26 protein-coding genes, 1 tRNA gene and 1 riboswitch are annotated in these 25,835 nt (G+C 62.9%); of the genes, 18 read left to right on the forward strand and 9 right to left on the reverse strand.

The window, feature by feature from the left end; translation table 11 throughout:
- The first annotated feature begins 31 nt into the window (after nt 1–31).
- Entirely contained in the window at nt 32–481 is a 450-nt protein-coding gene (locus QKW60_RS20300) for a methylated-DNA--[protein]-cysteine S-methyltransferase (RefSeq protein ID WP_282371461.1), read from the forward strand.
- A 362-nt stretch (nt 482–843) separates the two neighbouring features.
- Here the strand turns inward: QKW60_RS20300 and QKW60_RS20305 are convergent, their stop codons facing one another.
- From QKW60_RS20305 to QKW60_RS20320, 4 genes are all read right to left on the reverse strand, one after another.
- Nucleotides 844–2,850, reverse strand: a complete 2,007-nt coding sequence (locus tag QKW60_RS20305) for a dipeptide ABC transporter ATP-binding protein (protein ID WP_282371462.1) — start codon at nt 2,848–2,850, stop codon at nt 844–846.
- Nucleotides 2,851–2,861: 11 nt separating this feature from the next.
- On the reverse strand, nt 2,862–3,749 hold the full coding sequence (locus QKW60_RS20310; protein ID WP_282371463.1) for an ABC transporter permease: 888 nt from the start codon (nt 3,747–3,749) through the stop codon (nt 2,862–2,864).
- The gene (locus QKW60_RS20315) at nt 3,749–4,708 is read right to left on the reverse strand and encodes an ABC transporter permease (protein WP_282371464.1); all 960 of its coding nucleotides are present in this window, start codon (nt 4,706–4,708) and stop codon (nt 3,749–3,751) included. The genes QKW60_RS20310 and QKW60_RS20315 overlap by 1 nt, the downstream gene beginning before the upstream one ends.
- A gap of 69 nt (nt 4,709–4,777) precedes the next feature.
- A complete protein-coding gene (locus QKW60_RS20320; RefSeq protein ID WP_282371465.1) occupies nt 4,778–6,262 on the reverse strand; it encodes an ABC transporter substrate-binding protein in 1,485 nt (494 codons plus the stop codon).
- A 249-nt stretch (nt 6,263–6,511) separates the two neighbouring features.
- Here QKW60_RS20320 and QKW60_RS20325 point away from each other — a divergent pair, with 249 nt between their 5' ends.
- Complete coding sequence (locus QKW60_RS20325; RefSeq protein WP_282371466.1) at nt 6,512–7,201, forward strand: Type 1 glutamine amidotransferase-like domain-containing protein; 690 nt, start codon at nt 6,512–6,514, stop codon at nt 7,199–7,201.
- Here the strand turns inward: QKW60_RS20325 and QKW60_RS20330 are convergent.
- Nucleotides 7,193–8,092 carry a LysR substrate-binding domain-containing protein gene (locus QKW60_RS20330; protein ID WP_282371467.1) on the reverse strand — a complete coding sequence of 300 codons (900 nt, stop codon included), beginning with the start codon at nt 8,090–8,092 and terminating at the stop codon, nt 7,193–7,195. The two genes, QKW60_RS20325 and QKW60_RS20330, sit on opposite strands and share 9 nt — an antisense overlap.
- 147 nt (nt 8,093–8,239) lie before the next feature.
- Here QKW60_RS20330 and QKW60_RS20335 point away from each other — a divergent pair, with 147 nt between their 5' ends.
- The 9 genes from QKW60_RS20335 (at nt 8,240) to QKW60_RS20375 (ending at nt 18,219) form a co-directional block, all read left to right on the forward strand.
- Nucleotides 8,240–9,760, forward strand: a complete 1,521-nt coding sequence (locus tag QKW60_RS20335) for a trimethylamine methyltransferase family protein (protein ID WP_282371468.1) — start codon at nt 8,240–8,242, stop codon at nt 9,758–9,760.
- Complete coding sequence (locus tag QKW60_RS20340) at nt 9,757–10,689, forward strand: ketopantoate reductase family protein (protein WP_282371470.1); 933 nt, start codon at nt 9,757–9,759, stop codon at nt 10,687–10,689. The genes QKW60_RS20335 and QKW60_RS20340 overlap by 4 nt, the downstream gene beginning before the upstream one ends.
- 8 nt (nt 10,690–10,697) lie before the next feature.
- Nucleotides 10,698–11,822: an Ldh family oxidoreductase gene (locus QKW60_RS20345; protein WP_282371472.1), complete on the forward strand. Its 1,125-nt coding sequence runs from the start codon at nt 10,698–10,700 to the stop codon at nt 11,820–11,822.
- 2 nt (nt 11,823–11,824) lie between these two features.
- Nucleotides 11,825–12,724, forward strand: a complete 900-nt coding sequence (locus tag QKW60_RS20350; protein WP_282371474.1) for a fumarylacetoacetate hydrolase family protein — start codon at nt 11,825–11,827, stop codon at nt 12,722–12,724.
- Between the two features lie 78 nt (nt 12,725–12,802).
- Nucleotides 12,803–13,726, forward strand: a complete 924-nt coding sequence (locus QKW60_RS20355) for a LysR family transcriptional regulator (RefSeq protein ID WP_282371476.1) — start codon at nt 12,803–12,805, stop codon at nt 13,724–13,726.
- A gap of 122 nt (nt 13,727–13,848) precedes the next feature.
- A complete protein-coding gene (locus QKW60_RS20360; RefSeq protein ID WP_282371478.1) occupies nt 13,849–15,039 on the forward strand; it encodes an alpha-hydroxy acid oxidase in 1,191 nt (396 codons plus the stop codon).
- A gap of 18 nt (nt 15,040–15,057) precedes the next feature.
- Nucleotides 15,058–16,788: a thiamine pyrophosphate-binding protein gene (locus QKW60_RS20365; protein ID WP_282371480.1), complete on the forward strand. Its 1,731-nt coding sequence runs from the start codon at nt 15,058–15,060 to the stop codon at nt 16,786–16,788.
- Entirely contained in the window at nt 16,785–17,105 is a 321-nt protein-coding gene (locus QKW60_RS20370) for a hydroxyisourate hydrolase (protein WP_282371481.1), read from the forward strand. Before QKW60_RS20365 ends, QKW60_RS20370 begins: the two co-directional genes overlap by 4 nt.
- A 4-nt stretch (nt 17,106–17,109) precedes the next feature.
- On the forward strand, nt 17,110–18,219 hold the full coding sequence (locus QKW60_RS20375; RefSeq protein ID WP_282371482.1) for a dimethylsulfoniopropionate demethylase: 1,110 nt from the start codon (nt 17,110–17,112) through the stop codon (nt 18,217–18,219).
- 253 nt (nt 18,220–18,472) lie between these two features.
- Here QKW60_RS20375 and QKW60_RS20380 read toward each other — a convergent pair.
- Nucleotides 18,473–18,548, reverse strand: a tRNA-Lys gene (locus QKW60_RS20380).
- Between the two features lie 97 nt (nt 18,549–18,645).
- On the opposite strand from QKW60_RS20380, the gene dapF reads away from it, so the two are divergent.
- The 4 genes from dapF (at nt 18,646) to QKW60_RS20400 (ending at nt 21,976) form a co-directional block, all read left to right on the forward strand.
- Entirely contained in the window at nt 18,646–19,485 is an 840-nt protein-coding gene (dapF, locus tag QKW60_RS20385; RefSeq protein WP_282371483.1) for a diaminopimelate epimerase, read from the forward strand.
- On the forward strand, nt 19,482–20,735 hold the full coding sequence (mtaB, locus tag QKW60_RS20390; protein ID WP_282371484.1) for a tRNA (N(6)-L-threonylcarbamoyladenosine(37)-C(2))-methylthiotransferase MtaB: 1,254 nt from the start codon (nt 19,482–19,484) through the stop codon (nt 20,733–20,735). The genes dapF and mtaB overlap by 4 nt, the downstream gene beginning before the upstream one ends.
- Nucleotides 20,736–20,830: 95 nt before the next feature.
- Nucleotides 20,831–21,238, forward strand: a complete 408-nt coding sequence (locus QKW60_RS20395) for a c-type cytochrome (protein ID WP_282371485.1) — start codon at nt 20,831–20,833, stop codon at nt 21,236–21,238.
- Nucleotides 21,239–21,565: 327 nt separating this feature from the next.
- On the forward strand, nt 21,566–21,976 hold the full coding sequence (locus QKW60_RS20400) for a c-type cytochrome (protein WP_282371486.1): 411 nt from the start codon (nt 21,566–21,568) through the stop codon (nt 21,974–21,976).
- Nucleotides 21,977–22,023: 47 nt separating this feature from the next.
- Here the strand turns inward: QKW60_RS20400 and QKW60_RS20405 are convergent, their stop codons facing one another.
- Nucleotides 22,024–22,458 (reverse strand): 6,7-dimethyl-8-ribityllumazine synthase, encoded by a 435-nt coding sequence (locus tag QKW60_RS20405; RefSeq protein WP_282371488.1) that lies wholly within the window; start codon nt 22,456–22,458, stop codon nt 22,024–22,026.
- 76 nt (nt 22,459–22,534) lie between these two features.
- A riboswitch (FMN riboswitch) is annotated at nt 22,535–22,679 on the reverse strand.
- Between the two features lie 37 nt (nt 22,680–22,716).
- Nucleotides 22,717–23,343: a DUF1062 domain-containing protein gene (locus QKW60_RS20410; protein WP_282371490.1), complete on the reverse strand. Its 627-nt coding sequence runs from the start codon at nt 23,341–23,343 to the stop codon at nt 22,717–22,719.
- Between the two features lie 383 nt (nt 23,344–23,726).
- On the opposite strand from QKW60_RS20410, the gene QKW60_RS20415 reads away from it, so the two are divergent.
- Genes QKW60_RS20415 through QKW60_RS20425 form a run of 3 tightly spaced genes read left to right on the forward strand, consistent with a single transcriptional unit; the run spans nt 23,727 to nt 25,258 of the window.
- Nucleotides 23,727–24,005 (forward strand): hypothetical protein, encoded by a 279-nt coding sequence (locus QKW60_RS20415; protein WP_282371492.1) that lies wholly within the window; start codon nt 23,727–23,729, stop codon nt 24,003–24,005.
- Nucleotides 24,006–24,014: 9 nt separating this feature from the next.
- Nucleotides 24,015–24,623 (forward strand): glutathione S-transferase, encoded by a 609-nt coding sequence (locus tag QKW60_RS20420; protein WP_282371493.1) that lies wholly within the window; start codon nt 24,015–24,017, stop codon nt 24,621–24,623.
- Complete coding sequence (locus QKW60_RS20425; protein ID WP_282371494.1) at nt 24,620–25,258, forward strand: LysE family translocator; 639 nt, start codon at nt 24,620–24,622, stop codon at nt 25,256–25,258. The genes QKW60_RS20420 and QKW60_RS20425 overlap by 4 nt, the downstream gene beginning before the upstream one ends.
- A gap of 5 nt (nt 25,259–25,263) precedes the next feature.
- Here the strand turns inward: QKW60_RS20425 and QKW60_RS20430 are convergent, their stop codons facing one another.
- The gene (locus tag QKW60_RS20430) at nt 25,264–25,665 is read right to left on the reverse strand and encodes a GFA family protein (protein ID WP_282371496.1); all 402 of its coding nucleotides are present in this window, start codon (nt 25,663–25,665) and stop codon (nt 25,264–25,266) included.
- Nucleotides 25,666–25,835: the final 170 nt, after the last annotated feature.

The raw sequence follows: 25,835 nt of genomic DNA on the forward strand, positions 1-25,835 counted from the left end.
ACCTGTGCCCGGACGGAGGCACCTTCATGCCATGCCAGACCTCAGTGTCGACACACCCTATGGCCGCCTGACTCTCACCGAGGAGAACGGCGAACTCGCGCGCGTCCGCTGGGGCGGCGAGGGCGGCGACAGGACCGATGTCCTCACCGACGCGGCGGCCCAGCTTGCGGACTACTTCGCCGGCAGCCGCCGGACCTTTGACCTGCCCATCGCCATCCGTCCGGGCCTTCAGGGCGAGGTCATGCGGGCGATGGTCGCCATCCCCTTCGGTGAAACGCGGACCTATGGCGATCTGGCCAAGGCGCTGGCTGTGCCCGCGCAGGCTATTGGACAGGCCTGTGGCGCCAACCCGATCCCGGTCATCGTGCCCTGCCATCGCATCCTCGGCGCGACCGGCTTGGGAGGGTTTTCCGCACCCGGCGGGGTCGAGACAAAGGTGGCGTTGCTCCGGCATGAGGGGGCAGCGTCCCTGCTTCTCTGACCGCCCGTTTCACCACTTCGGAACTTGGGCACCTGAAGCCGCTTTCGTAGGCAGCGCGCGGGTTTTGGCCGGGTCGGCTATGCTGCCGGTGACGTTCAACGTGATTGATGGCCCCTTCGTTTCGGCGACGGACGGCAGGAACCGGACGCTTTGCCGATACCTTGCCCGGGCTGGGCAACGTGATTGTTCGTCAGACGTCGCGCTCTTCCGTATACAGAAGGGCCCTTGCTCCAACGGCAACTTCACTCTGATCGAGTTCGGCGGTCATCCTTCATCCAGGAACCCGGCATCTGGGAACGCTTGGCCGATATGGTGACGTGACGCGTGGTACGGCGGCGCGCTGCCTCAAACTGGCTGGCGTTTCAAAGCGCCTCGCGCGGGATGTGACAGCGGATGGCGTGGCCGTGTCCGTCGTCCTGCCATGGCGGCGTCTCGGTGTCGCATTGCGGGCCGATCTTGCGCGGACAACGGCGCTGGAACGGGCAGCCGCGGGCCGGCGGCGACAGCTCCACGATGTCGGCGGCCGAGAGGGTGGGTACGGTGTCCGGGTCGGGTTCCAGCACCGCGCCGAGCAGGACCTCCGTATAGGGATGCGACGGTGCCGCATAGACAGCGGCGGCCGGCCCGATCTCGCAAAGACGTCCCTGATAAAGGACGGCGACACGGTCAGACAGGGCGCGCACCACTGCGAGGTCGTGACTGACGAAGACATAGGCCGTGTTGCGGCTGCGCCGGAGTTGATCGAGAAGATCGAGCACCGCCGCCTGAACCGAAACATCCAGCGCGGACGTCACCTCGTCGCACAGCACAAGGTCCGGTTCCGCTGCAAAGGCGCGGGCCACGGCAACGCGTTGCTTTTCCCCTCCTGACAACTGGCTCGGTAACCTGTCCATGTAATGAGCACCCAGACGAACGCTTTCCAGAAGGTCTTCGATACGCTGACGCAGCGCCTCTCCGGACAGGCCGAAGTAAAGCTTCAGCGGTTGCGCGAGGATCTCGGCGATGGTCTGGCGCGGGTTGAGACTTTCGTCAGGGTTCTGGAAGATAAGCTGCACGCGACGCAACTGATCGGGGCGGCGGGTATCGACGAGTGGCGGCAGCACCCCGTCGCCTGCCAGTTCGATGCGCCCGCCTGCAGGCGGCAACAGACCGGCCACCGCCTTCAGGATCGTGGATTTTCCTGATCCGCTTTCGCCGACAAGGCCAAGCGTTTCGCCCTTTTCCAGTTCGATGGTGATTCCGTCCACTGTTGGTGTCGTGGCAGGTTTTCGGCCAAGGATCTGATCGAGAAAACCCGGACGCGCATAGCTTATCGACAGATCGCCCAGCGACAGGATGGCGTCCTCGGCAATCACACGCGGATCGGCATCGGCAGGCGACCGGGTGGGCAGGCTGTCCGCCCGGTCGGCATGGTGGCACCTGACGCGGGCACCGGAGGGCACCGTCGCGAGCGCGGGGCGGGACGTGCGGCAAACGTCGGTTGCGATCGCGCAGCGGTCGACAAAGGCGCACCCGTCGCCGGCCTTCCCGGGCGGTGGCGGACGGCCTTCGAGCGCCATCGGCAGGCGCGCGTCCGTCAGTTTCGGAATCGACGCGAGCAGACCCCGTGCATAGGGATGTGCGGGATTGCGCAGGACCTCGCGCACCGGGCCTTCCAGCACGGCCTCCCCCGCATACATCACAACCACCCTGTCGCAGACCCGTGCAATGGCGCCAAGGTCGTGGCTGACATAGACCATCGCCATCCCGGTCTCGGCGGCAAGGTCGCGCAGAAGTTCAAGGATATGCGCCTGCGTTGTGACATCGAGGCCGGTCGTGGGCTCGTCGAGCAAGAGCGCCTCAGGTTCGCCCGCGAGAGCCATCGCGATCGCTGCGCGCTGCTGTTGACCGCCCGAAAGCTCGTGCGGATAGCGCCCTGCGATGGCCGAGGGATCGGGCAGGCGTACCTGCTCGAGCAACTGGACGACGCGGGCAGAATGTTCGGCTTCCGGAAGTTTGGAATGAAGCCTCAACGCCTCGGACAACTGCGCGCCGATCTTCAGCGTCGGGGTCAGGGACTGGCCGGAATTTTGCGGGATGAGTGCGAGGCGGCCACCGCGTATCCCCTCCAGTTCCTTTCGGCTCAGCGTGAACATGTCGAGACCGGCAAAGTGCGTCCCGCCGCCAATCACCCGCAGCCCCCGCTTCAGATAGCCCATCATGGCGAGTGCCAGCGTCGACTTGCCCGAACCGCTTTCCCCGACGAGGCCAAGGCTTTCGCCGCGCCGCACCGCGAGGTCGATGTTGCGCAATACGGGCAGCGTATGGCCAGCGCGGCCGGTAAAACCGACGGAAAGGTCACGGACCTGGATGAGGGGCTCTTTAGTCACCATATCCTTCATCACACCGGGGCTTTCTGTGCGCGGTCGATGCCAAGCGCCTTGGCCAGCGCGTCGGCTGTCAGATTGATGCCGATGATCAGCGAGGAGAGCCCGATTACCGGTGCCAGCACACCCCAGGGCGCGAAGGACATGAAGCCACGCGCATCGGCGATCATCAGCCCCCAGTCCGGTGTCGGTGGCGAGACGCCGAAGCCGAGGAACGACAGCGATGAGAAGGCGAGCAGCATCCAAGACCAGCGCATCGCGCCCTCGACGAGAAGCGCGTCGCGAACATTGGGCAGAAGCTCGCGCTGGATGATCGTCATGCGCCCGTGGCCCCGCGCCCGGGCGGCCTGAATAAAGTCGCGGGCGACCACATCATGGGTCGCCGCGCGGGCGATACGGATCACGGGAATGCCGTAGAAGAAGGCGAGCGTCGGGATCAGCACCTCGATCCCGGTGCCGAACGTGACGATCAGCACCAGCATCTTGAGAATCCACGGCAGCGACAGGAAGGCATCGACGACCCGCATCAGCACGTCGTCGAGCCGCCCGCCGACGAGCCCGAAAAAGATGCCAACGAACCCGCCCCAAAGCACGGCAATGGGCGTCGCGATGCCGGTGACAAGGATCGCCTCGCGACCGCCGAGAAGCGTGCGGCTGAACGTGTCACGGCCCAGATGGTCGGTGCCGAACCAATGGGCGCCGGACGGCGCCTGCATCATCAGGTTCGCATCCACCGCCTTGTAATCATAGGGCGCGAGCCACGGCCCGAAGATCGCGAGGAACAGGTGGAACGTCACCAGCGCGAGGCCGATCGCGCCCGAGGGCCGCGAAGTGATATCGGCGATCACGCCAAGGAAACGTGACGCGACGGAGGGACGGGCATTGGTGGATGCAACGGCCATCAGCCCTTCCTCATGTGCAATGTCCGCAGCCGGGGATTGGCGATCATGGTCAGAAGGTCGGCGGCGAGGTTCACGCCGACATAGACCGAGGCGATGATCAGGGCGATCGCCTGCGTCACCGGCAGGTCACGGTCAGAGATGGAGTCGATCATCATCCTGCCCAGACCCGGATAGTTGAACACAGTCTCGATCACGACGACACCGCCCAGAAGCCAGGCGATGGTCAGCGCCACGACGTTGATCGCGGGCAAAAGCGCATTGGGCAGGACATGCCGGAAGACGATGCGCCAGTACGGCACGCCCTTCAGTGTCGCCATCTGTGCGTAATCCGATGCCATCGCTTCGATCACCGAGGACCGCACCGTGCGCAGGATATGCGCGGTCATGACGAAGGTCAGGACCATCATCGGCAGGAAAATTTCCGGAAAGAATTCCGATATCGGGGCGTTGGCCGAGGTCAGGACAATGCCAGGTATCCAGCCAAGCCAGACCGAGAAGATCAGGATGAGGAGCGTGGCTGAAACAAATTCCGGGATCGTCATCGCACCGATCGCGATCGTGGAGATCGTCAGGTCGACCATCCGGTCGCGCCAGAGCGCGGCGACCACACCGAGAAAGAGCGCGAGCGGGATGCCTGCGAGCATGGCGCAGGAGGCGAGAAGCAGAGTGTTGCGAAGGCGATAGCCGACCAGTTCGGTGATCTGTTTCTGCCCATTGGCGGACACGCCGAGATCGCCGGTTACGGCACCGGCGGCCCATTCAAGATAGCGCTCGGTCGCGGGCCGGTTCAGTCCCAGTTCCTGTCGGCAGTTTTCCAGAAGCTGCCCCTGCGCCTCGCGTTCAAGGAAGGCCGTGCAGGCATCGCCCGGCAGGATTTCGACCCCGGCGAAGATGATGAGCGACACGAGAAAGACAGTGATCGCCCCCAGCGCCAGCCGCCGGATGAGCATTCTGAGCATCGGGATATCTCCGCATGACAAGGCCGGAGCGCGGTTCGACACGCCCCGGCCATTGAAGCTGTCAGGCCGTCATTCGTCCACGGTGATCTTGTACCAGCGGATCGACATGTTCTCGACCGGGTCGAGGTTCTTTACCCGCGACGTTGCACCGATGAGCTTGGTCACGTGATAGGGGATGAGCGTGCCTGCGGTTTCCTGCAGATGCTCCTGCGCCTTCACATAGATCGCCCTGCGCTTGTCGAAGTCGAGCTCGCGCCGCGCCTCCGCCAGCATAGCGTCGAAGCCGTCATCCTTGTAGTAGCTCTCGTTCCACTTGGCGGTCGAAAGGTAGATTTCGTGCAACGCCTGATCCGCCGGCCGCTCGTTCCAGCGGGTCATCACCGCGTCCTTTTTCATCCAGACTTCGGACCAGAAGCCGTCGGTCGGAACCTGCACGATGTTGACGCGGATGCCAGCCTCGGCTGCCTGCGCCTGATAGGCTTCGGCCATTGCCGGCCATGTCGCCTCCAGCGTCGCAACGTGGACATCGACGTCGATCCCGTCAGGGAAGCCCGCCTCTGCCAGAAGCGCCTTCGCACCTTCGATATCTTGCGGGCAAGACAGGTCGGCCCGGTACTGATCGGCAGGTCCGACCGGCGTATCGCAGGCGACGGTGCCGTTGCCGCCTTCAACCAGCGCAAGCAGACCGTCGCGGTCGGCGGCCATACGCATGGCTTTTCGGACTCGCGGATCGGAGAAGGGTTCCACATCCGTCCGGAAGACGATGCCGCGCCAGTTCCCGGTCGGGACTTCCTGAATGTAGAACTTGTCCGAGCCATCAAACATCACACGCTGCTGCGGGGTGATCCCGCTTTCCATGTCGATCTGACCGCCAAGCAGCGCCTGAAGCCGCGCCTGTGCGTCAGGAATGCCGATGATTTCCATCCGCTCGACGCCCGGCGGGCCTTCGAAGTAGTCCGTGTTGGCGACGACGACGGTCGTGCCCTGCGGATCGAATTTCTCCAGCTTAAAGGGGCCCGTTCCGATGCCCGTCGTCGCGATGGTGTCGCCCGAGCCATCGGGGATCATCCGCAGCCGGTAGTCCATGAGCTGGAGCGGCATGTCGGCAAAGGGCGTGTCGAGCGTCAGTTTCACCGTCATCGGATCGACGGCCTCGACTCCAGTAATCATCTTCACGGCCGAGCGGGCAGGGCTGTCGCCATCAGGGTCGAGTACCCGGTTCAGCGAATAAACCACATCGGCCGCATCGAAGTCCGATCCGTCATGGAACTTCACACCCTCGCGCAGCGTCAATGTCCAGACCGTCGCGTCCTCATTCGCCTCCCAGCTTGTTGCCAGATCAGGTGAAGGCTTGCCCTCCATGTCCGGCCGTACAAGGCGGCTCATCAGCTTCTCGGTGATCTGGAAGATGCGGCCCTTGGAAATCGGGTCGAGGCTTGACTGATCGCCGAAGCCATATTCATGCGCCTGCCGGAACGTGCCCTTCGGCTCGGCAAGTGCCGTTCCGGTCAGAGCAAGAGCGGCCACGCATGCCGATGCCAGTAGTCTTTTCATTCGGTCCTCCTCCCTGTTTTCGACCAGCCTTTCCGGCCAGCCACCGGACGCGCCGGTTTGGACGAATGCTCCCCGCCGCGCACCCAAGGTGACAAGCGACAAAAATCCGGATCATGGATAAAGAAAATGTCATGTGAAACGGATTGAAAGAGTATCAGCGGACAGCGTCGTTCCGGCAAATAGCATTCCTTCACCGAAGCATTTGCAAAAGCTATGGTCCGGGGCGAAACCGGCAATGTATGAAACGGCATGCAGACGGGTCAGATCAAAGCAGTGCTGTCCGGCGGGGGCGGCGTCACGCACGGGACCGACCCGGCGCTGGAGGCGTTCCTTGTTTCCCTGCTCGGCGACAGGCCCTGCATCGGCTATCTGGGAACCGCGAATGGGGACAACCCTGAAAGGCTCGATCGCGTGTACCGCCGCTTTGACAAGTTGGGCGCGGAGGTCAGGCACCTTCCGTTACGGGCTACGGCGGATGAGGCCGGGCAATGGGCGCGCGGTCTCGACGCAATCTATGTCGGTGGCGGTCAAACCGAACGGATGCTGCGAACCTGGCGCGAGACCGGGATCGACCGGGTTCTCAGCGATGCAGCCAAGCGTGGTATCGTCATGAGCGGTGTCAGCGCGGGTGCGGTTTGTTGGTTCGACTACGCATTTTGGGATGGGGCGGGAACGGGGTTCCGACCGCTTGAAGGCCTGGGTGTCATTGCTGGCAGTTGCTGCCCGCACTTCACGACCGAGCCGGAACGCGCGGCCGCCTATCGGGCGCATGTCGCGGATGGTCGAATCCCGGCGGGCTATGCGATCGGGGATGGTGCCGCGCTGGTCCTGTCGGGCGTGAACGTCGCCAAAGCCTGCATTGCCCGGCCGGGTTCAGGTGTCTGGAAAGCCGAGCGCGTGGCAGGCGATGCCCGGTTGACGCCGCTATCGTCAGCCTGACTGCATCGCGGCCGCCTCTGCCACGATCCAGTCGCAGACAGCCCGGATTTCAGGCGTCTGTCGCGCGTTGGGGCGGGTCAGAAGGTGATAGGCCCGCTCAGGATGCAGATCTGTTTCAAATGGCCGGGCCAGTCGCCCCGCATCGATATCCGATTGCATGAAGGGAAAAATCCCAAGTGCAACGCCCTGACCTTCGAGTGCGGCCTGCGCCACGACATTACTGTCGGTGACAATCGTTTCTTCGAGGAACTTCAGGCCCGGAACACCGGCCAGCTTCAGCCATACCTGCCACTCTCCACGGTCCTGCTGGTGAATGACCGGATAGCGGGCGAGATCGGCGGGGTCATTAAGCCCACCGAACCGTTCGATGAGCGTCGGCGCGGCAATCGGCGCATAGGTGATACGGAAGAGGGATCGCGCCTCAACTCCAGGCCAGTCGCCCACACCCCAGTCTATTGCAACCTGCGAGGGCATGCTTTCGATTCCGGTAATACGGGGGGCGTGCTGAAGAACGAGTTCGATCTTTGGGTTCTGCGCCCTGAACCTTCCCAGCCTCGGGATCAGCCAGCGTGCACCAAAGATAGGACCGACCGCTAGCGCGACCGACTTTGTCGGAGTCTGGATATGCGCATCGATCTCGTCCCGGATTTCGGAAAAGGCACGTGCAAGCACGCCCGCCAGCGAACGGCCGGCATCGGTCAGGACGACGGCGCGTGTTTTTCGCACGAAAAGCTGCACACCCCAGTCGCGTTCAAGCTGGCGGATCTGGTTGGACACGGTCGTGGCGCTGACGCAAAGCTCATCGGCTGCGTCTTTGAAACTCAATCGCCGTGCCGCCGCCTCGAAAGTGCGCAATGCAGTCAGCGGCAGGCGGCGGGTGGGAATGGCCACGTCAATCCTCCGTAGATGAAGCAAGATTATTTTATCCATGCGGGTTTGAATAGTCACTTGTCGCGATCCCGGACCGCAGGAAATGCTGGATGCAAATGATGCGCGTTCGGGGTCCGGGTTTTGCAGAACGATATTGCCGATAGCGAAATGAGGGCCGCGCGCCGCGCACGGCGAGGGCGCGACAGCGCACCGCGCGTGCGGGCATCGACCGAGGTTGACGGGGGCAGATACAAGCCGCTGTCGAACGCAGATATCGAACGGATCCATCTTGCCACGCTCGACATTCTCGCCAATGTCGGTATGTCGGAAGCCCCTGATATCGTGTCAGAAACCGTCGTCGCAGCGGGCGGCGCCATTGCGGCGGACGGGCGGCTTGTTTTCCCGCCCGCCCTGGTCACAGCAGCACTTGATGATCTCAACCGGCCCCTGACACTGCCCGCCCGCAATACTGCCGACGACCTGTGCCTGTCAGGCCGTCGGGTCTATGTCGGCTCGGGTGGCGCGGCTCCGTTGATTGTCGATCTGGAGACCGATACCTACCGGCCATCCACTCTCCGAGATCTCTTTGACGCCGCGCGCATGGTGGATGCTCTGGAAAACGTCCATTTCTTCTCACGCTCGGTCGTGGCGCGCGACGTGGAGGGGCTTGAGGCGCTCGACATCAACACGGCTTTTGCCTCGCTCGCCGGGACGTCGAAACATGTGATGGTCGCGGCGCACGATCCCGCGCATGTCCGTGCCATCGGGCGCATGTGCCACCTGATTGCCGGATCGGAGGAAGCGTTTCGGGCACGCCCCTTCCTGTCGCTGAACATCAACCATGTCGTACCGCCGCTGCGCTACTCTGAAGAGGCCTGCGCCGTCCTGGCGGAGGCTGTGCGGCAGGGTATCCCGGCCCATGTCAACACTTTCGGCCAGATGGGCGCGTCCAGCCCAGTGACGATCGCCGGTTGCGTCGCCCAGACCGTTGCTGAAACACTGGCGGGTGTGATCTTTGCCTGGGCGCTCGACCCATCCGCCAAGGTCGTGTTCGGGGTGCGACCCATGGTGACCGACCTGCGCACCGGCGGCATGGCTGGGGGTGCGGGGGAACAGGCTTTGCTGACCGCGGCGGTTGTGCAGATGGTTCAGCACTATGGCCTGCCGAATTCGACCATCGCTGGCGCGACCGACAGCAAGATATCCGACGCGCAGAGCGGCTATGAGAAATGCCTCTCGGTGAACCTCGCGGCGCAGACCGGCGCCAACATGATCACCCAGGCCTGCGGCATGCAGGCCGGGCTGATGGGATGTTCGTTCGAGAGCTATGTCATCGACAATGAGATGCTCGGGGCGATCCTTCGCTCTATGGCGCCGATCGAGGTCAGCGCAGCCACCCTGTCGCCCGAGATGATCGGCGAGGTCGTGCGCGGAGAGGGGCATTTCCTCGGCCATTCCGACACGCTTGCGCGGATGCAGACCGACTTTCTGTACCCCCGGCTCGCCGACCGGCGCGACCCTGAGGAATGGCAGGCGGCGGGTGCTCCGGAGATCCGGCAACCCGCGAAGGCGCGGGCCCGGGAAATTCTCGACACACACTTCCCCTCGCCGATACCGGCCGATATCGAGGCTGCGATCCGGGCAGAGTTCGATATTCGCCTTCCCGAAAGCACCATGAGGCCGAAATGAAGATCTCCATCATCGGCGCAGGCGCTATGGGGTCGGTCTATGCCGCGCTTTTCGCCGAGGCGGAGCACGACGTTGTTGTCGTAGACCCCTGGCGGGACCACGTGGACGCGATCAACCGCGATGGATTGCGGCTGTCGGGGGCAAGTGGCGACCGCATGATCCACGGAATTCGCGCTACGGGCGATGCGGCAGAGACCGAAGGGTCGGGATTGTTTGTCCTCGCCACAAAGGCGAGCGCCGTGGGCGAAGCCGCCCGGACGATCAAACCCCACGCAGGCGGCGCCGTAATCCTGACAATCCAGAATGGATTGGGTGCCGCCGAACGGATCGGCGCGCATATGGACACCACCAACGTGTTGCTCGGCGTCGCCGATGGGTTCGGGGCGTCGATGAAGGGGCCGGGTCACGCCCATCATAATGCGATGAAACTGATCCGCGTCGGCGAGATCGGTGGCGGGCTCACGCAGCGGTTGGAACATTTGGCTGGGATCTGGCGCGGCGCGGGGTTCAACGTGAAAGCGTATCCCGACATCCGCCAGCTGATCTGGGAAAAGTTCCTGTGCAATGTGACGTTCTCGGCCCCCTGCGCGGTCTTCGACCGGACGCTGGGCGAGTTGATGTCGGAGCCCGACCTTTGGGCTATCGCGACCGGTTGCACGAGAGAGGCGCATGAAGCGGGGATTGCCGAGGGCGTTGCATTCACCTTCGACGACCCTGTTGCCTATGTCACGGCGTTTGGTCAATCCATGCCCGAGGCGCGCCCCTCGCTGGCGCTTGACCACCGGGCGGGCAAACTCTCAGAAATCGACGCCATCAATGGGATGGTTCCTGTGGTGGCGGCCCGTCACGGGTTGACAGCCCCCTATAATCAGACGCTTTCCGCCGTCATCCGGGCGCGCGAAGCTGAATTCGGCAAGGTCGGGCCGTGACCTTGGAAATGCCGAAGGCCGCGGTAACACCAACGAGATCTAAACTGGAGTTCCGTGGTGCGCATCTCAGCCTCCCGGCAGATGACGCCACAGCGCGGCTTGAGGGCATTTTCCGGGCGCTCGGCTCCACCGAGCATATCGCAGAAGAGGTGGCGGCGCATCTTGTCGATGCGAATCTTTGTGGCGTCGAAAGTCATGGTGTCGTGCGCGCGCTGCAATATGCGGGACAGTTTCGTTCGGGCTACATGCGAGCAGGTGTCGAGCCCATTGTTAAGGAGAGTGGAGCAGGCAGGCGCGAGGTCGACGGACAGGGCGGAATCGGCATCCCGGCGATGCAGATGGCCTTTGACGAAGGGTGCAGGCTGGCGCGTGCAACGGGCGTTGCCGCGCTCGCCGTCAGGAATGTGGGTCACACGGGTCGGCACGGCGCCTTTGCCGAAGCGGCGGCAAATGAGGGGATGCTGACCTTCCTGATGGGCGGCGGCAACCGTCAGACCTGGCGGCAGGTCGCACCGCATGGTGGCCGCAAGGCGCTGTTGCCGACAAATCCGTGGTGCATCGGTATTCCGGGCGGGGCGCGGGGACCCGTCGTGCTCGATTTTGCGACGTCCAAAATCGCCGGTGGCTGGATATACGCGGCACACTCTGCGGGCGCTCTCTTGCCTGAGGGATGTGTGATCGACCGTGACGGCAACCCGACCCGCGATCCGGAGGATTATTTCGCTGGCGGCGCGATCCTGCCTTCTGGGGAACATAAGGGCTACGGCCTTGCTCTCATGGCGGAACTGATCGCCGAAGCAATGCTGGGCCCGGTGACCGCTGAGGCGAACTGGCTGCTGATCGTGATTGATGCGACGCGCTTTCGCGACACGCTCGGGATGGCCCGGACGGCAGAAGAAATCCTTGCCGAACTGCGTCACTGCCCGCCCGCGCCGGGGTTTTCCTCAGTGGATATTCCTGGCGAAAGGGAGCGTGCCCATCACGCGACGTCGAAAGGACGGATATCGGTGCCCGAAGCCACCTGGGCACAGATTGGCGATCTCGCCCGATCTCTCGGTCTTGCTTGGGAAGACCGAAATTCGACTGAGGCATATCCGCCCATGCCGGACGCGCCAGACATTACGAAGGAATAACGATGAAGATTGCGAGCTTCCTTTTCGAAGATGAACCCCAGTACGGGCTCGTCGATGGGGACAGATTGCATCCGGTATCCGGCAATTTCCGGCAGCGATTTCCGTCCTTGCGCGCGGTTCTTGCTGCCGGACGGCTGGACGAACTTTCCGCCGACGCGAGACGACAGAAGGCGCTTTCCTTCGAGGCGGTCACCTTTCTGCCACCGCTGCCGGATGCCGCGCGCGTGATCTGCGTCGGCATCAATTATCCCAAACGCTATCCGCTTGATGCGAATGTGGGTCGGCCGGAAAACATTATCCTGTTCGCGAAGCTGCCGGGAACCCTTCTTGGACACGGCGACACGCTGGACATCCCGCAAGGCGAGGCCGCAGAGACGTTTGACTATGAAGGCGAAATCGCCGTCGTTATCGGCCGACAGGGGCGTCACATTTCAGCCGATAAGGCGCACGAATACATTGCTGGCTTCACTGCCTTCAACGATGGTTCGGTGCGCGGGTGGCAGAAGCATTCTGTCCATGCCGGAAAGAACTTTGCCGGTTCCGGCGCCTGCGGCCCGTGGATTGTGACAGCCGATGAGATTGACGTGCCCGAGGCGATGACGGTGACAACGCGCCTCAATGGTCAGGTTGTCCAACACGCTCCGGCAACCGAGATGTTCTTCTCGATCCCCGAGGTCATCGCCTACGTCTCGCATCTGACGCCAATCGAACCCGGAGATATCATCGCGATGGGATCGCCGGACGGGTCCGGCGGCAGCCGGGTTCCTCCGCGATTCCTAAGGGATGGTGACGTATTGGAGATTGAAGTTTCGGGCGTCGGCACGCTCGTGAACAGGATCGGCACGGGACAGGAGAAAGTTGCTGCCGGATGGCAGACCGACATTGCCGGAAAGGGTTGCTGACCCTCACTCCCGATATATAGCCTTCTCAAATACATTCGACCGATGCATTCTGCTTTCGCAATTGAAACGAGGATCAGGATGAACATCCGTCAACTGGAAGCGTTCCGCGCGACCATGCAGTGCGGCTCAATCACCGCCGCGGCAGAGGCCCTGCACATTTCGCAGCCGAGCGTCAGCCGACTGATTGCCGATCTCGAACACTCCGTCGGTTTTGCGCTGTTTCTGAGAACCGGCCGGGGTCTGACACCAACAGACGAGGCGCATCGTTTCCATCAATCGGTCGAAGGCATGTTCATCGGCGTGTCTCGTCTGCGGGAAACGGCGGAAGCTATCCGCACTACGACCGGAGGTATGATCTCCATCGGCGTGATCCAGTCCATTGCCACGCTGGAGCTTCCCAAGGCCGTGCGTGCCATCCATGAGCGATATGACGATGCCCGCTTCATGATCCAGAGTCGCAATACTCCGGCGATCCTCGACGCGCTTCAGGCACATCAGCTCGACCTAGGTGTCGTCGGCCGACAGCCGCCCTATGTCGGGGTCGAAGTGATCGCCGAAACGGCGGCGCCCTATGTATGCCTTTTGCCCGAAGACCACCCGCTGCGCGATGCGCAAGGACCACTTGATCTTGAAGATCTGACTGAGACCGAGACATTCATTACCACGGGCGACGCTTACCCGGACGAGATGATGGGGATCGACCGGGCGCTGTTCCGCCGCCTGAAGGCGCGGTCGCGGATTTCAGCCGCGAACCTGCCCGTCGCTGCGGCTCTGGTCCGCGAAACCGGCGCGATCGCCATCGCGGATCCGTTCTCTGCCGAACAGGCCGTGCGCATGGGGGGCGTCGTGTTCAGACCGATCCGGCAGGCGTTGAGTTATCATATTGCCATCGTGTGTCGGGCACGCGACCGGTTACCGCGACCTGCGCGTGAGTTCGTCGAGGTCCTGAGCAAACAGATTCAGGAGCGCAGCGAAGCAGTCGCGCGATACGCGGAACGCTGAAGCGGCGAAGGAACCTCCATAGCTTTTTCGGATGATCGGTGCCGATTATTGCATTGGAGGCAATCCATGCGCGCATCTTAGACTTTGAAGCAGCGGATGCGGATGGATGGTCCTTCGTTAAGATGACAGGCTTCTCTGGCAAGGCAAAGGGATCGCGCATTCACTGCGCCGCCGACGCCCGCCGACTTGCTCAGCTGAGACTGCCAAGGCTTGTGTTTGATTTTGTTGACGGCGCAACCGGGCGCGAAGTCGGCGCGCACAAGAATGCGACGGCCTTCGACCAGATCGAGCTGACGCCTAGGGTCATGGTGCCGACAGATGGCCGCAATCTCTCGACGGAGATTTTCGGACGGACCTTCAACTGCCCATTCGGAATAGCCCCGATGGGCATGTGCAACCTCATCTGGCCCGGAGCGGATGGGATGCTTGCCCGCCTGGCAAAGAGCCGCGACATCCCGCTCGGCGTGTCGTTCGCCTCTTCCACCACGCTTGAAGAAATGCGGGATTGGGCAGGCCCCAATGCCTGGTTCCAGCTCTATGTGCAAGGTGAGGCGGATGCCGCCCTTGCCATGGCCGAACGCGCATCAAAAGCGGGCTACGAGGTGCTGGTCCTGACCGTCGATGTGCCGCAAGTGTCGCGCCGGGTCAGGGACCTGAACAACGGGTTCACTGTGCCTTTCCGGATCGGCGCGCGGCAGTTCCTCGATTTTGCGGCTCACCCTCGCTGGGCTCTGGCCACATTGCGGCACGGGTCGCCTGTGCCGCAGAATTTTCGGGGGAGCACAGGCTTTGATCGAACTGCAAGCCGCGCCGGAGCTGATTGGACCTTCCTGAAGCGTCTTCGTGACGCATGGCCGGGCACGCTTGTAGTCAAGGGCGTGATGTCGGCCGAAGATGCTCTGCGTATTCGCAACGCAGGGGCAGATGCTGTATGGGTGTCCAACCACGGCGGTCGGCAACTGGATGCGGCACCCCCGGCGATCTCGGTACTGCCCCACATCCGCAGAGCGGTCGGACCTGACTATCCGCTTATCTTCGACAGCGGAATCCGTCAGGGCGAGGATGTCGTCAGGGCGCTGGCGCTAGGCGCAAATTTTGTAATGCTCGGCCGACCCGTCCTCTATGCAATCGGCGCAGAGGGCGAAGCTGGCCTGACCGCTTATCTCGACGCGCTCCAAGACGAGCTAGAAATCGCGATGGCCCAGCTTGGCCTTTCGGATGTCAACCAGATCAACCGGGCAGTGATTGCCGATACTGATGAAACACCGTCTGATCGGGCACCAACAGGCCTAAAGCTCGCGGCGCGCACATAACAAGAAGAGGCAGCTTTGATGGCGACAGAGACGAAGCTGAGGGGGGGCGCGCTATTGGCGCGGGCGCTCAAGGAGAAGGGGGCGGAGCATGTCTTCACACTCGCCGGAGGGTTCTGCAACCCGGCGCTGGAAGGCTTCATGGAATGCCAGATGCCGGTCATCAACTGCCCGCACGAACAGGTCGCCGGACATCTTGCCGATGGACACACACGCATCACGCGGAAACCCGCGATCTGTCTGGTCGGGCCGGAAGGCTTCGCCAATGCCGTGCCCGCAATGCTCGAGGCGATGGGTGAACGCAGCCCGGTGATCTTCGTCACGGGGTCTTCGACGCTGAAACGGCAGGGTGCGGGCGGGTTCAAGGAAATCGACGACGTCGCGATCGCGGCACCCCTCTGCAAATACTCGGCCCGGATCACCGATGGCACCCGGATTGGTGAGTTCGTGGACCGCGCCTGGACGGCGGCAACCACGGGCTATCCCGGCCCGGTGCACCTGTCTCTGCCGGTCGACATAATGTTCTCGTCCTACCCGGAGGATGCAGGGCGCGAGGAACGCCCGTTCCGGCGCGACGCGCGTCCGTTGCCCCGGGCGTGGCCCGACCCGACCGGATTGGCGCGGGTTCTGGACTTTGTAGGAAGGGCCGAGCGGCCGGTGATCATCGGCGGCCACGGTGTCTGGTGGTCGCGCGGCGAGGCGAAACTTGCCGAGGTCGCGGCAAAACTCCGCATTCCGGTCTTCAACGTGCCTTATCACACAAAACTGTTGGGGGAAGACTGCGAGGCGATGATGGGTCTCGCTGATTTCCACCAGTACCACCCCTCCAAGCCAGCCATTCACGAGGCCGATCTGGTTCTTATGATCGGCGGACGGCTCGACAATCAGATGAACTTCGGCAATCCCCCCTTCTTTCCGGCTGGCCAGACGCTTATCTGCGTGAACGGAAGCCATGAGGAGCTTGAATACAACCGCGCCGCCGATGACGTCCTTTTGTCTGATCCCGGCGCCTTTCTGGAGGCACTGGCGGGCGTCGGGCGGTCATGGCCGGACTGGTTCGACCTGCAAAAGAAACGGCGCTCGGACTGGGTCTCTGAATGGTCGAACCACATCGCCGGTGAGACCCGCCAGGACGAGGCCGAAGGCAACAAGATGCACCCGCTTCAGATGTCACTCGACGTTCAGGCGGCGATGGCGGATGGCGACTGGCTGGTCTTCGATGGTGGCAATACGCATTTCTGGTCCGAGATCGCCGTCAACATAGCGGGTGCAAGGGGGCGACGGTTGGGCGGCATCCTGCATCCGGGCAATTATTCGCTGCTCGGCGTCGGCGTCAGCTTTGCGCTGTCGGCCAAGGCCACGCATCCCGACCGGAATGTGGTGCTGATCACCGGGGACGGCGCATTCCTGTCCGGCGGCCTGTCGATCGAGGCGGCATTTCAGGAACAGTTGCCGATCACGGTGGTGGTCGACAACAACGGCGGGCTCGACTGCATCAGCCAGCAGCAGGAACGGCTCTTCGCCTCGGGCAAGCATTTCGCCACGGATTTCCGCGACATTCCGTTTCATACGATGTTCGAGGGACTCGGTGGCCATGGTGAACTTGTGACCCGACGCTCGGAACTGGCCCCGGCACTGGCGCGGGCGATGGCGTCGGGCAAGACCGCCTGCGTCAACGTGAAATGCAGAGGTGTGATCAGTCCGATCGTGGCGGCCACGTCGGACAAGCGGGACAAGGCATCCATCGAATGACAGCCACGATTTCCACTCATGTTCTGAACGGGGCGGATGGCACCCATTCAAGCGGCGTCGCCGTTCGGCTGATCAATCTGACGACGGGCGCAACCCTCTTCGAAGAGAAGACCGATAGCGGCGGGCGACTGTCGCACCAGGTCGATTTGACTGGCCTCAACTCAATGGACCGCTACGAGCTGAGTTTCGCGACGCGCGCGGGAGCCATGGAGGAGATCGCACTGCGCTTCGTCATGCCAGATCCCGAGGGCCGCTACCACATGCCAGTGATCCTGTCGCCCAATGCCGCTTCCTTCTGGTGGTCTGTTCCGGAGTGATCCCATGACCGACGGTCTGAACTTCTCCCGCCGCCTGCGCCGCACACCCTATACCGGACGTGCCGAAGCCGCCGGGGTGCGCGGCTTTTCCGTCGTCAATCACATGCTGCTGCCCAAGGCCTACGCCCGGTCGGTCGAGGAGGATTACTGGCATCTGCGCGAGCATGTGCAGATCTGGGACGTTGCCTGCCAGAGGCAGGTTCAGATCGAAGGGCCGGACGCCACCCGGCTTGTGCAATGGATGACCCCGCGCGACATCGGGCGGGCGAAGGTCGGCGATTGCCTTTACGTACCGATTACCGACGAGTCTTCGGGACTGATCAACGACCCGGTTCTCCTGAAGCTCGCGGAGGACCGGTTCTGGCTCTCCATCGCAGACAGCGACCTCCTGCTCTACGCCAAGGGACTGGCGATCGGGCGCGGCATGAACGTCCGGATCGAGGAACCGGATGTATCGCCGCTCGCCGTTCAGGGGCCGAAGGCGGAGGCAGTGATGGCGGACCTCTTCGGCGAACACATCCGCGAGATCGGTTTCTTCAAGTTCGCCTGGGTCGAGTTCAAAGGCACGCGCCAACTGATCGCGCGGTCCGGCTATTCAAGGCAGGGCGGGTTCGAGATCTACCTGCAGGGCGCCCACTTTGGCCCCGCACTCTGGGACGCCATCTGGGAGGCGGGACAACTATACGACATCGCGCCAGGCTGCCCGAACCTTATCGAGCGGATCGAGGGTGGGCTGCTCTCTTACGGCAACGAGATGACACGCGAGAACAATCCGCTCGAGATCGGATTGAGCAAGTACTGCACACTTGACGAATCCATCGAGTATATAGGCCGGGATGCGCTTCAGCGCATTGCCGCCCAAGGCATTACCCGCAAAATTCGGGGTGTTGTTTTCGATGGTGGTCGCTGTCCGACCTGCGCGGAACCGTGGCCGTTGATGTCGGACGGTCGCCAGATTGGTCAAATCACGTCGGCAGTCTGGTCACCGAGGCGGGATGCGAACGTTTCACTGGCGATGGTAAATCACGGATTCTGGGACCATGGCCAGATGATTACGGTTCAGGTCAGCGATGGTTCACACCGAAATGGTTGGATCGCGAACCTTCCGATGTAAACACAACTGCGCAAGGCGCGGACCGGACCACTTTCAATTCGGATATCTTGTTCAGGCAACACGACGATCCGTGCCACGCCGTTTAGCTGTTCGACCTCCGGACCCGAATGGAGCCCGTACCATCCACCCGGGTGGAACGGACGTGCGGACGGCCGGAGCCGGAACTCAATCACAAAAATCGCGTAGAATCCTCCGCTGCACCTGCCCAGATTGTGGGTGCGCATAGTTTCACGGACTAGATACTTGATTTTGGTGGTGAGCCCGACAGGATTCGAACCTGTGACCCACTGATTAAAAGTCAGTTGCTCTACCAACTGAGCTACGGGCCCATCACAGGGCGCCTCTTTAGGAAGCTCGCCAGAGGCGGTCAAGAGCAAAAGCAAGCGCCACTGGCAAAAACCTTTGCCCGGGCGTATATGGCACGCCATGAAGGACAATCGCCCCTCTGACGGCCTTGCATTCATGAAGATGCATGGTGCCGGCAATGACTTCGTGGTCATCGACTCACGGGGGCGTTCGCCTGTGACCACGGCCGCACTGGCGGCGGCACTTGGCGACCGGCACCGGGGAGTGGGTTTCGACCAGCTGGCCGAGATTCGCGATGCAGATGGAGCCGACTTCGCTCTCGATTTCTGGAATTCAGATGGCAGCCGGGCGGGGGCGTGTGGTAATGCCTCGCGCTGCGTGGCCGATCACGTGATGGCGGGGCTAGGCCTCGATGCCGTCAGCTTCGTGACCGAGCGCGGGCGGCTGGGCGCGGTGCGCCGCGCCGACGGGCTGGTCAGCGTCAATATGGGTGCGCCGATCCTCGACTGGCAGGGTGTGCCGCTGGCTGAAGAAGCCGACCTTCTGCATTTGCCGGTTCCGGGCGATCCGGCGGCGGTTGGCATGGGCAATCCGCATTGCGTGTTCTTCGTCGCCGATGCCGAGGCAGTTGATCTTCCGAAAGAGGGTTCGGCGATGGAACACCATCCGCTGTTCCCGAAGGCAACGAATGTCGAATATGCGAGTGTGACCGGCACCGACCGCCTGCGCATGCGGGTCTGGGAACGCGGCGCGGGTATCACGCTGGCCTGCGGATCGGGCGCCTGCGCCACCGCCGTTGCGGCGCATCTGCGTGGCCTGACGGGCCGCCATGTGGTCCTCGATCTCGACGGCGGTACGCTGGAGATCGACTGGCGCGAGGATGGAGTCTGGATGACCGGCCCTGCGGCGCATGTGTTCGATGGCTGGCTGACGCCTGATTTCATCGCCGCCCATCCATGAAGCCACCGGTCTTTTCCACCCTCGGCTGCCGTCTCAACGCCTACGAGACGGAAGCGATGAAGGAACTGGCGGCGAAAGCCGGAATCGAGGGCGCGGTCGTGGTGAATACCTGCGCCGTGACGGCCGAAGCTGTGCGCAAGGCCAAGCAGGAGATCCGCAGGCTCCGCCGCGAAAATCCGGATGCGACGCTCATCGTGACCGGGTGCGCCGCGCAGACTGAACCTGAAACCTTCGCGGCCATGCCGGAGGTCACGAAGGTCGTCGGCAATACCGAGAAGATGCAGGCGCAAACATGGGCCGCGCTCCGGGCGCCCGATCTGATCGGCGAGACCGAGCGTGTCATGGTCGACGACATCATGTCCGTCACCGAAACCGCCGGGCATCTCATCGACGGTTTCGGCCGCCACCGCGCCTATGTGCAGGTCCAGAACGGCTGCGATCACCGCTGCACCTTCTGCATCATTCCTTACGGGCGCGGCAATTCCCGCTCCGTTCCTGCCGGGGTCGTGGTCGACCAGATCAAAAGGCTGGTGGACAAGGGGTTCCTCGAGGTTGTCCTGACCGGGGTTGACCTGACCTCATGGGGGGCAGACCTGCCCAGCCAGCCGCGCCTCGGCGATCTTGTCCTGCGCATCCTGCGGCTGGTGCCGGACCTCGCGCGGCTCCGCATCTCCTCGATCGATTCGATCGAAGCGGATGAGAACCTGATGCAGGCCATCGCGACCGAGCCGCGCCTGATGCCGCATCTTCACCTCTCGCTTCAGCACGGCGACGACCTGATCCTGAAGCGTATGAAGCGCCGCCACCTGCGCGATGACGCGATCCGTTTCTGCGAAGAGGCGCGGCGCCTTCGCCCCGACATGGTCTTCGGCGCCGATATCATCGCCGGTTTTCCGACCGAGACCGAGGCGATGTTCGACAATTCCCTGAAGCTTGTAGAGGATTGCGGCCTCACCTTCCTCCATGTCTTCCCCTATTCCCGGCGCGACGGCACGCCCGCCGCCCGCATGCCGCAGGTCAGGGGACCCGCTGTCAAGGACCGCGCGGCCCGCCTCCGCGCCGCAGGAGAGACGGCCCTTGCCCGCCACCTCGACGCACAACAGGGCCTGAGCCACTGCATCCTCACGGAAGGCCCCCGCCTAGGCCGGACCGAGCAATTCACCGAAGTTTCATTCGCCAGCGATCAACCGGAAGGCACGCTCGTCACAGCCACGATTATGGGCCATGACGGTATTCGGCTGACCGCCTGATTTAGGTCATCCCGGCTGATTTGAATCAGAATCACGCCTCCGGAAGCGTGTCACGATCTCCTTGGAAACCGGTCGCTCATAAGGGGGAGAGCATCATGTCTAGAGTTGCTGAAATCGTGTCCGTTATCACCGCACTTGGATTAACCGCCGGTATCGCGGCGGCGCAGGACGCAGAGATTGGGAAAACGCTCTACGATGATTATTGCGCGGCTTGCCACGGTGCAGGAGCGCAAGGTGACGGCGACATGGCCAATCTGATGACCATACCCGCACCGAACCTCACGCTTCTCGCGAACAACAACGATGGCGAATTTCCGATGCTGCAAGTGCTTCACATAATCGATGGTCGGACCGGAGTTCGTGCGCATGGCGGTGCCATGCCCGTCTTCGGCAAGGTGTTCGCTTCGAGTGAGATGGGACCTGCCAATCCTTACGGGTCCGTGCTTGAGGTTCGCGGACGCGTTCTGTCGCTTGCTATGTATCTGGAATCGCTTCAGAAATAGAACCATCACCAGAGAAACGCCTACCATTTCTCTGTTCTGCGCACATCCGGCGGTGGTAAGGCGAGTTTGCCGATGCCATTGCCGGATTCTGTACGCGTGTGCTGCTGAAATGCAAATTGCGGGTTCAGGACCTGCACATCACCTTGATGCCAGCTATGGTCGTTCTAGCGAGAAAACCGCTTTTGGGTCGCTAAGAGCGCGGCTCCGTCGTTGCGGGGTCGTCGCGTGAAAAAGCGGCGGGTCTTGGAGTGTGATTCAGATCAACCGCGCCTCATATCTCGCCGCTAGCATCTGCCCATGGAGACGCGCATCCTTGGGGAGAAGCTCATGAAGAATACAAAAGGGATGACTGTTGCTTGCCTGGCATTCGCGGTTTTGGGTGGCGGGAATGCTGCAGGACAAAGTGCTGACGTCGGACATGACATCTATACCCAGTATTGCGCGACCTGTCATGGCGAAGCAGCCGATGGCCGGGGACCGCTTACAGAGTTGATGACAGTTAAGGTTGCGGATCTTACGCAACTCGCGGCCAACAACGATGGCGAGTTTCCCATGCTGAAGGTGATCCATATCATTGATGGGCGGACCGGATTACGCGGGCATGGCGGGCCCATGCCGACTTATGGCCGGATATTCACCGAAGAGACGGCGGGGCAAGTCGGAAACTACGGTGCGGTTCTGGCGACCCGAGGTCGGATCCTGTCGCTCGCGATGTATCTCGAGTCGATCCAGAAGTAGCCCGACCCGCAGCGGCGCTGGTCGCCGCTGCGTTCGCCTTTGACACATCAGGCGGCAAGACTTTCGCGGGTTCGCCCGATCATCATCGCCGCCTCTGCCGCTTCGCGCCCTTTCTGAACGAAATGCGCGCGGTAGATCGCGTTGTGATGCGCCGTTTCCTGATACTGATGTGGGGTCAGCGAGACCGAGAGGACGGGAACGCCGGTATCGAGCCCGGCGCGCATCAGCCCGTCCACCACCGCCTGGGCCACGAAATCGTGCCGGTAGATGCCGCCATCGACGACGAAGGCCGCAGCGGCTACCGCCGCGTAACGGCCAGAACCCGCAAGATCGCGTGCCAGAAGCGGCATTTCGAAGGCGCCGGGCACGTCGAAAACGTCGATCCGGTCGGCGGGAATGACCTCGCTGAACCCGACCAGCGCCTGATCGACGATATCGGCATGCCAGTTGGCCTTGATGAAAGCATAACGGGTGTGTGTCATCTGGTGATCTCCTTTCGTGAACGACACGTCACCCAAGGCGATCACGGGCGAGAACCGCCCCCGAAGGGCGGCTCGCGCACGTTCTCTTCCATCCGGACTGTCACCGTCGGCCCCGGCCTCTCACCGGGTCTGCTGACCCCCAGCTTTCGCCGGGGCGCTCGCGGGCTCGGGGTTTCCCCCATACCGCCGGTGGGGAATTGCACCCCGCCCTGAGAACGAGGTGCAGCTTGCCAGAGCCCGGGACCATCGACAAGGGCGTCATCCCTTGGCGCAGGCCATGATTGCGGTCGCGTCCGGTTCTTCACAAAGATCGAGAAATATTACGAGCGGCACCCGGCACGGTCGCCGCAGCGCGTCCACGGTGCCGGACATGACGGTGATTCGCCCCCTCGCCGCAAGCGACGCGATCCGGCTCCTGCTGAGGCCGAGCCCCTCGGCCAGAATCCGATCCCGGCGCGGTACAACCGTCCCCGCCGGGTCGAGCCGGATCGTCAGCATGGGCGTAGCCGCAGGGTCAGAGGCAACGATCCTCCGGCGGACCGACACGCCGTCCGCCTCGTCTATTTGTCGGGTGAACCGGCGCAGGGTGCTGCGATCCCGGGCGAGATGCTGCAGCACCTCCGGGTCGTTGGACTGGAACGCCTGCAACTGGCCGGGTGGCAGTGCATCGGCTCTCCGGCGTTCAAAGACCGGCCGGTTCCAGGTGGCGTCGCAGGTTTCGCAGCGATAGATGAGCCAGCCGTCAAGCAATCGCCCGTTGGCGTTGAGCCGCGCCTTGCCGGAGAACGCAAACGCGCGTTGCGCGCCGCAGGCGGCGCAACGCAGCCAGGGCCGTGGGGCGGCGCCGGGCAGCACGGTCCAGTGGACCGTAAGATGAAGGGACATTCCGTCGATACCTTCCGCAAAGAAGCGCATCGGACTTGAAAGGACGCGGGCAGGCGGTGCGAATAGCGGGAAGAGACGGGACCATACCCCTGCATTGGAGATGCGGGGTCATCGACAGCCGGACCGGTCTCAGTCAGCCACCCGATAAGCGCATAAGTCCCGCGCCGGATCGGCAGGGGAGGGCAGGTGAAGCCTGTTGAGACCGGGCGTTACGACGGCAAGTCGAGCCTCGCGGGTTGTCGCTCTTCCAGGCAATGGAATAGCAAATAGCTTCACTCCGATAAAGACGTTCTGGTCAGAGAGCGGGCTTGACATCAGCGGTGGGCTTCTCATCTCCTGAAAGGGCGCGGCCCGAACGACCGCACCCGAGGAGGGAGGCTCCGATGCCACTGCCACTTGCCCCTGTCGCTGGGTTTGCCATCCGCTACGGCACCGTGGCGCTTGTCGCCTACGGCGTTCGCAAGGCGCTGCGTAAGGGCCGCACCGACCAGCGCGCTGAGGACGCGCTGGACGACATGGATGAAGGCGTCGCGGTGCACCGTCCGGGTGATCGCGGCCAGACCAACGCCGCCGCCCGGTTCCGCCGGGTGATCCGCTGGGACGATACGGCCATTGAAATCGACGCGGCCGCGCTTGGCCGTTTCCGGGTGCGGAAAGTGTAAGGAAACAGAATGCGGCTCTATCATTCGCCGACGACGCCTTACGGGCGCAAGGTCATAGTGCTTCTTCACGAAACCGGGCAGGCAGGCGATGTGGAGGTCATATCCTCTGGCGGCACTCCTCTTGATCCGGGCAACCAGCCACTTGGGGTCAATCCTCTGGGTAAGATCCCCGCGCTAGAACCCGGCGACGGGACTGCGATCTACGACAGCCGGGTCATCTGCCGCTATCTCGATGAACGGGCAGGCGGCAAACTCTACCCACCCGCGCCGCACCTGTGGCAGACCCTGACGCTTGAGGCGACAGCAGACGGTATTCTGGAAGCTGCCCTGCTCATGGTCTACGAATCGCGGCTGAGGCCCGAGGACATCCGGTTCCAGCCATGGGTCGAAGGCCAATGGGCCAAGATCGCCCGCGCGCTCGATGCGCTGGAGGATCGGTGGATGGACCACTTGAACGGTCCCCTGGACATGGGCCAGATCGCGGTGGCCTGCGCGCTCGGTTATCTCGACTTCCGCCACGGTGCCCGCAACTGGCGGGAAGGACGGGCGGAACTGTCGACATGGTATAATGCCTTCTCGCGGCGTCCGTCCATGAAGGCGACCGAGCCCGCCGGGTGAGCCTGCCACTTGCGCCGTTCCTGACGGTCTGGGCGGTGCTGGCGCTGAACATCGCCTCGCCGGGGCCGAACGTATTGAACACGATCACCACCGCCATGGGATCGGGCCGCGCGGCCGGGCTCGCATCGGCCGCCGCTGTGGCGGTGGGGGTCGGGATCTGGTGTGTCGGCATGACATTTGGCATGGCGGCACTCTTCCTCGCTTTGCCTTCTACACGCGCGATCCTGACGCTGATCGCCATTTGCCTGCTTCTGTGGTTCGCAACACGCTATCTGTGCGCGGCGTGGCAAGGCTGGCGCGGCAACGGCAAGAAGCTGGCCGGTCGATCGGGATTGTCGCTTCGCGCCTCGTTCCTGCGGTCGCTTTCGGTGAATGCGCTCAATCCCAAGGCGCTGACCACCTGGGTGTTGATTCTCACGCTCTTTCCCGTGGCCCGCGCCGGGGCGGGAGATATCGCGTTGCTTTGCGCCGGGGCGTCTGCCATCGCCTTCGCCATACACGCTGCCTACGCCGTCACTTTTTCTACGGCCCCAGCTGCGCGCGCTTACCTGAAGGCCGCACCCGCCATCAACGCCACAGTCGGCCTCTTTTTCACCGGGTTCGCGATCAAGCTGGCAGTGGGTCTTTTGTCCTGATTGCTTCAGAACCAGATATCGGCAACGCACTTGCCATCCGGCGGCAGGTCGTCGAACGTCGTGAGCCCATCGAAGCGCTGAAGGGGAATCGCCGCAACCGTTTCGGGCTCTGATAGCCGAACATTGACCGCGATGCGGCGGCGGCCGTCAGCACCGGGTTTGCGACCTCGCCAATGGGTGACGCAGCCGCAGGTCAGACAGAAATGAAAGGAAAGATCGCCGCCGGGACGTTCGTAGCCCCTATGCGTCCGCGGCATTGCATGCACCACCACGCCCTCGTTTTCATATCCATAGATCCAGAGGGTGCCATAGCGCTGACAGGCCGTGCAATTGCAGGCTGTGGCGGCGCCCGGCTGGCCCTCATAGGTCCACCGCACGGCGCCGCAATGGCATGACCCTTCGAGCATGATCGCTCCTTTGTCACGACGCGCGGACAGTGACCGCCATCAGAGCACGGCCGACCCGTCTCTCAAACACAAAAGCGCAGGGAATCACCTTGGGTTGCCCCTATCGGCACCTTTCTGCCCGTGACTTTTTCGCCGCCACTCTGCGTCTACAGTGTCGCAGAGCCCCTGAT

This window comes from Albidovulum aestuarii (genome assembly GCF_029961185.1).
Taxonomy (GTDB): domain Bacteria; phylum Pseudomonadota; class Alphaproteobacteria; order Rhodobacterales; family Rhodobacteraceae; genus Albidovulum; species Albidovulum aestuarii.

Bases quoted from the DNA above. Each gene is read 5' to 3' on its own strand.
- QKW60_RS20300 (WP_282371461.1), top strand. From the start codon at position 32: ATGCCAGACCTCAGTGTCGACACACCCTATGGCCGCCTGACTCTCACC.
- QKW60_RS20310 (WP_282371463.1), bottom strand. From the start codon at position 3,749: ATGGCCGTTGCATCCACCAATGCCCGTCCCTCCGTCGCGTCACGTTTC.
- QKW60_RS20315 (WP_282371464.1), bottom strand. From the start codon at position 4,708: ATGCTCAGAATGCTCATCCGGCGGCTGGCGCTGGGGGCGATCACTGTC.
- QKW60_RS20320 (WP_282371465.1), bottom strand. From the start codon at position 6,262: ATGAAAAGACTACTGGCATCGGCATGCGTGGCCGCTCTTGCTCTGACC.
- QKW60_RS20325 (WP_282371466.1), top strand. From the start codon at position 6,512: ATGCAGACGGGTCAGATCAAAGCAGTGCTGTCCGGCGGGGGCGGCGTC.
- QKW60_RS20335 (WP_282371468.1), top strand. From the start codon at position 8,240: ATGAGGGCCGCGCGCCGCGCACGGCGAGGGCGCGACAGCGCACCGCGC.
- QKW60_RS20340 (WP_282371470.1), top strand. From the start codon at position 9,757: ATGAAGATCTCCATCATCGGCGCAGGCGCTATGGGGTCGGTCTATGCC.
- QKW60_RS20345 (WP_282371472.1), top strand. From the start codon at position 10,698: ATGCCGAAGGCCGCGGTAACACCAACGAGATCTAAACTGGAGTTCCGT.
- QKW60_RS20350 (WP_282371474.1), top strand. From the start codon at position 11,825: ATGAAGATTGCGAGCTTCCTTTTCGAAGATGAACCCCAGTACGGGCTC.
- QKW60_RS20355 (WP_282371476.1), top strand. From the start codon at position 12,803: ATGAACATCCGTCAACTGGAAGCGTTCCGCGCGACCATGCAGTGCGGC.
- QKW60_RS20360 (WP_282371478.1), top strand. From the start codon at position 13,849: ATGACAGGCTTCTCTGGCAAGGCAAAGGGATCGCGCATTCACTGCGCC.
- QKW60_RS20365 (WP_282371480.1), top strand. From the start codon at position 15,058: ATGGCGACAGAGACGAAGCTGAGGGGGGGCGCGCTATTGGCGCGGGCG.
- QKW60_RS20370 (WP_282371481.1), top strand. From the start codon at position 16,785: ATGACAGCCACGATTTCCACTCATGTTCTGAACGGGGCGGATGGCACC.
- QKW60_RS20375 (WP_282371482.1), top strand. From the start codon at position 17,110: ATGACCGACGGTCTGAACTTCTCCCGCCGCCTGCGCCGCACACCCTAT.
- dapF (WP_282371483.1), top strand. From the start codon at position 18,646: ATGAAGGACAATCGCCCCTCTGACGGCCTTGCATTCATGAAGATGCAT.
- mtaB (WP_282371484.1), top strand. From the start codon at position 19,482: ATGAAGCCACCGGTCTTTTCCACCCTCGGCTGCCGTCTCAACGCCTAC.
- QKW60_RS20395 (WP_282371485.1), top strand. From the start codon at position 20,831: ATGTCTAGAGTTGCTGAAATCGTGTCCGTTATCACCGCACTTGGATTA.
- QKW60_RS20400 (WP_282371486.1), top strand. From the start codon at position 21,566: ATGAAGAATACAAAAGGGATGACTGTTGCTTGCCTGGCATTCGCGGTT.
- QKW60_RS20405 (WP_282371488.1), bottom strand. From the start codon at position 22,458: ATGACACACACCCGTTATGCTTTCATCAAGGCCAACTGGCATGCCGAT.
- QKW60_RS20410 (WP_282371490.1), bottom strand. From the start codon at position 23,343: ATGTCCCTTCATCTTACGGTCCACTGGACCGTGCTGCCCGGCGCCGCC.
- QKW60_RS20415 (WP_282371492.1), top strand. From the start codon at position 23,727: ATGCCACTGCCACTTGCCCCTGTCGCTGGGTTTGCCATCCGCTACGGC.
- QKW60_RS20420 (WP_282371493.1), top strand. From the start codon at position 24,015: ATGCGGCTCTATCATTCGCCGACGACGCCTTACGGGCGCAAGGTCATA.
- QKW60_RS20430 (WP_282371496.1), bottom strand. From the start codon at position 25,665: ATGCTCGAAGGGTCATGCCATTGCGGCGCCGTGCGGTGGACCTATGAG.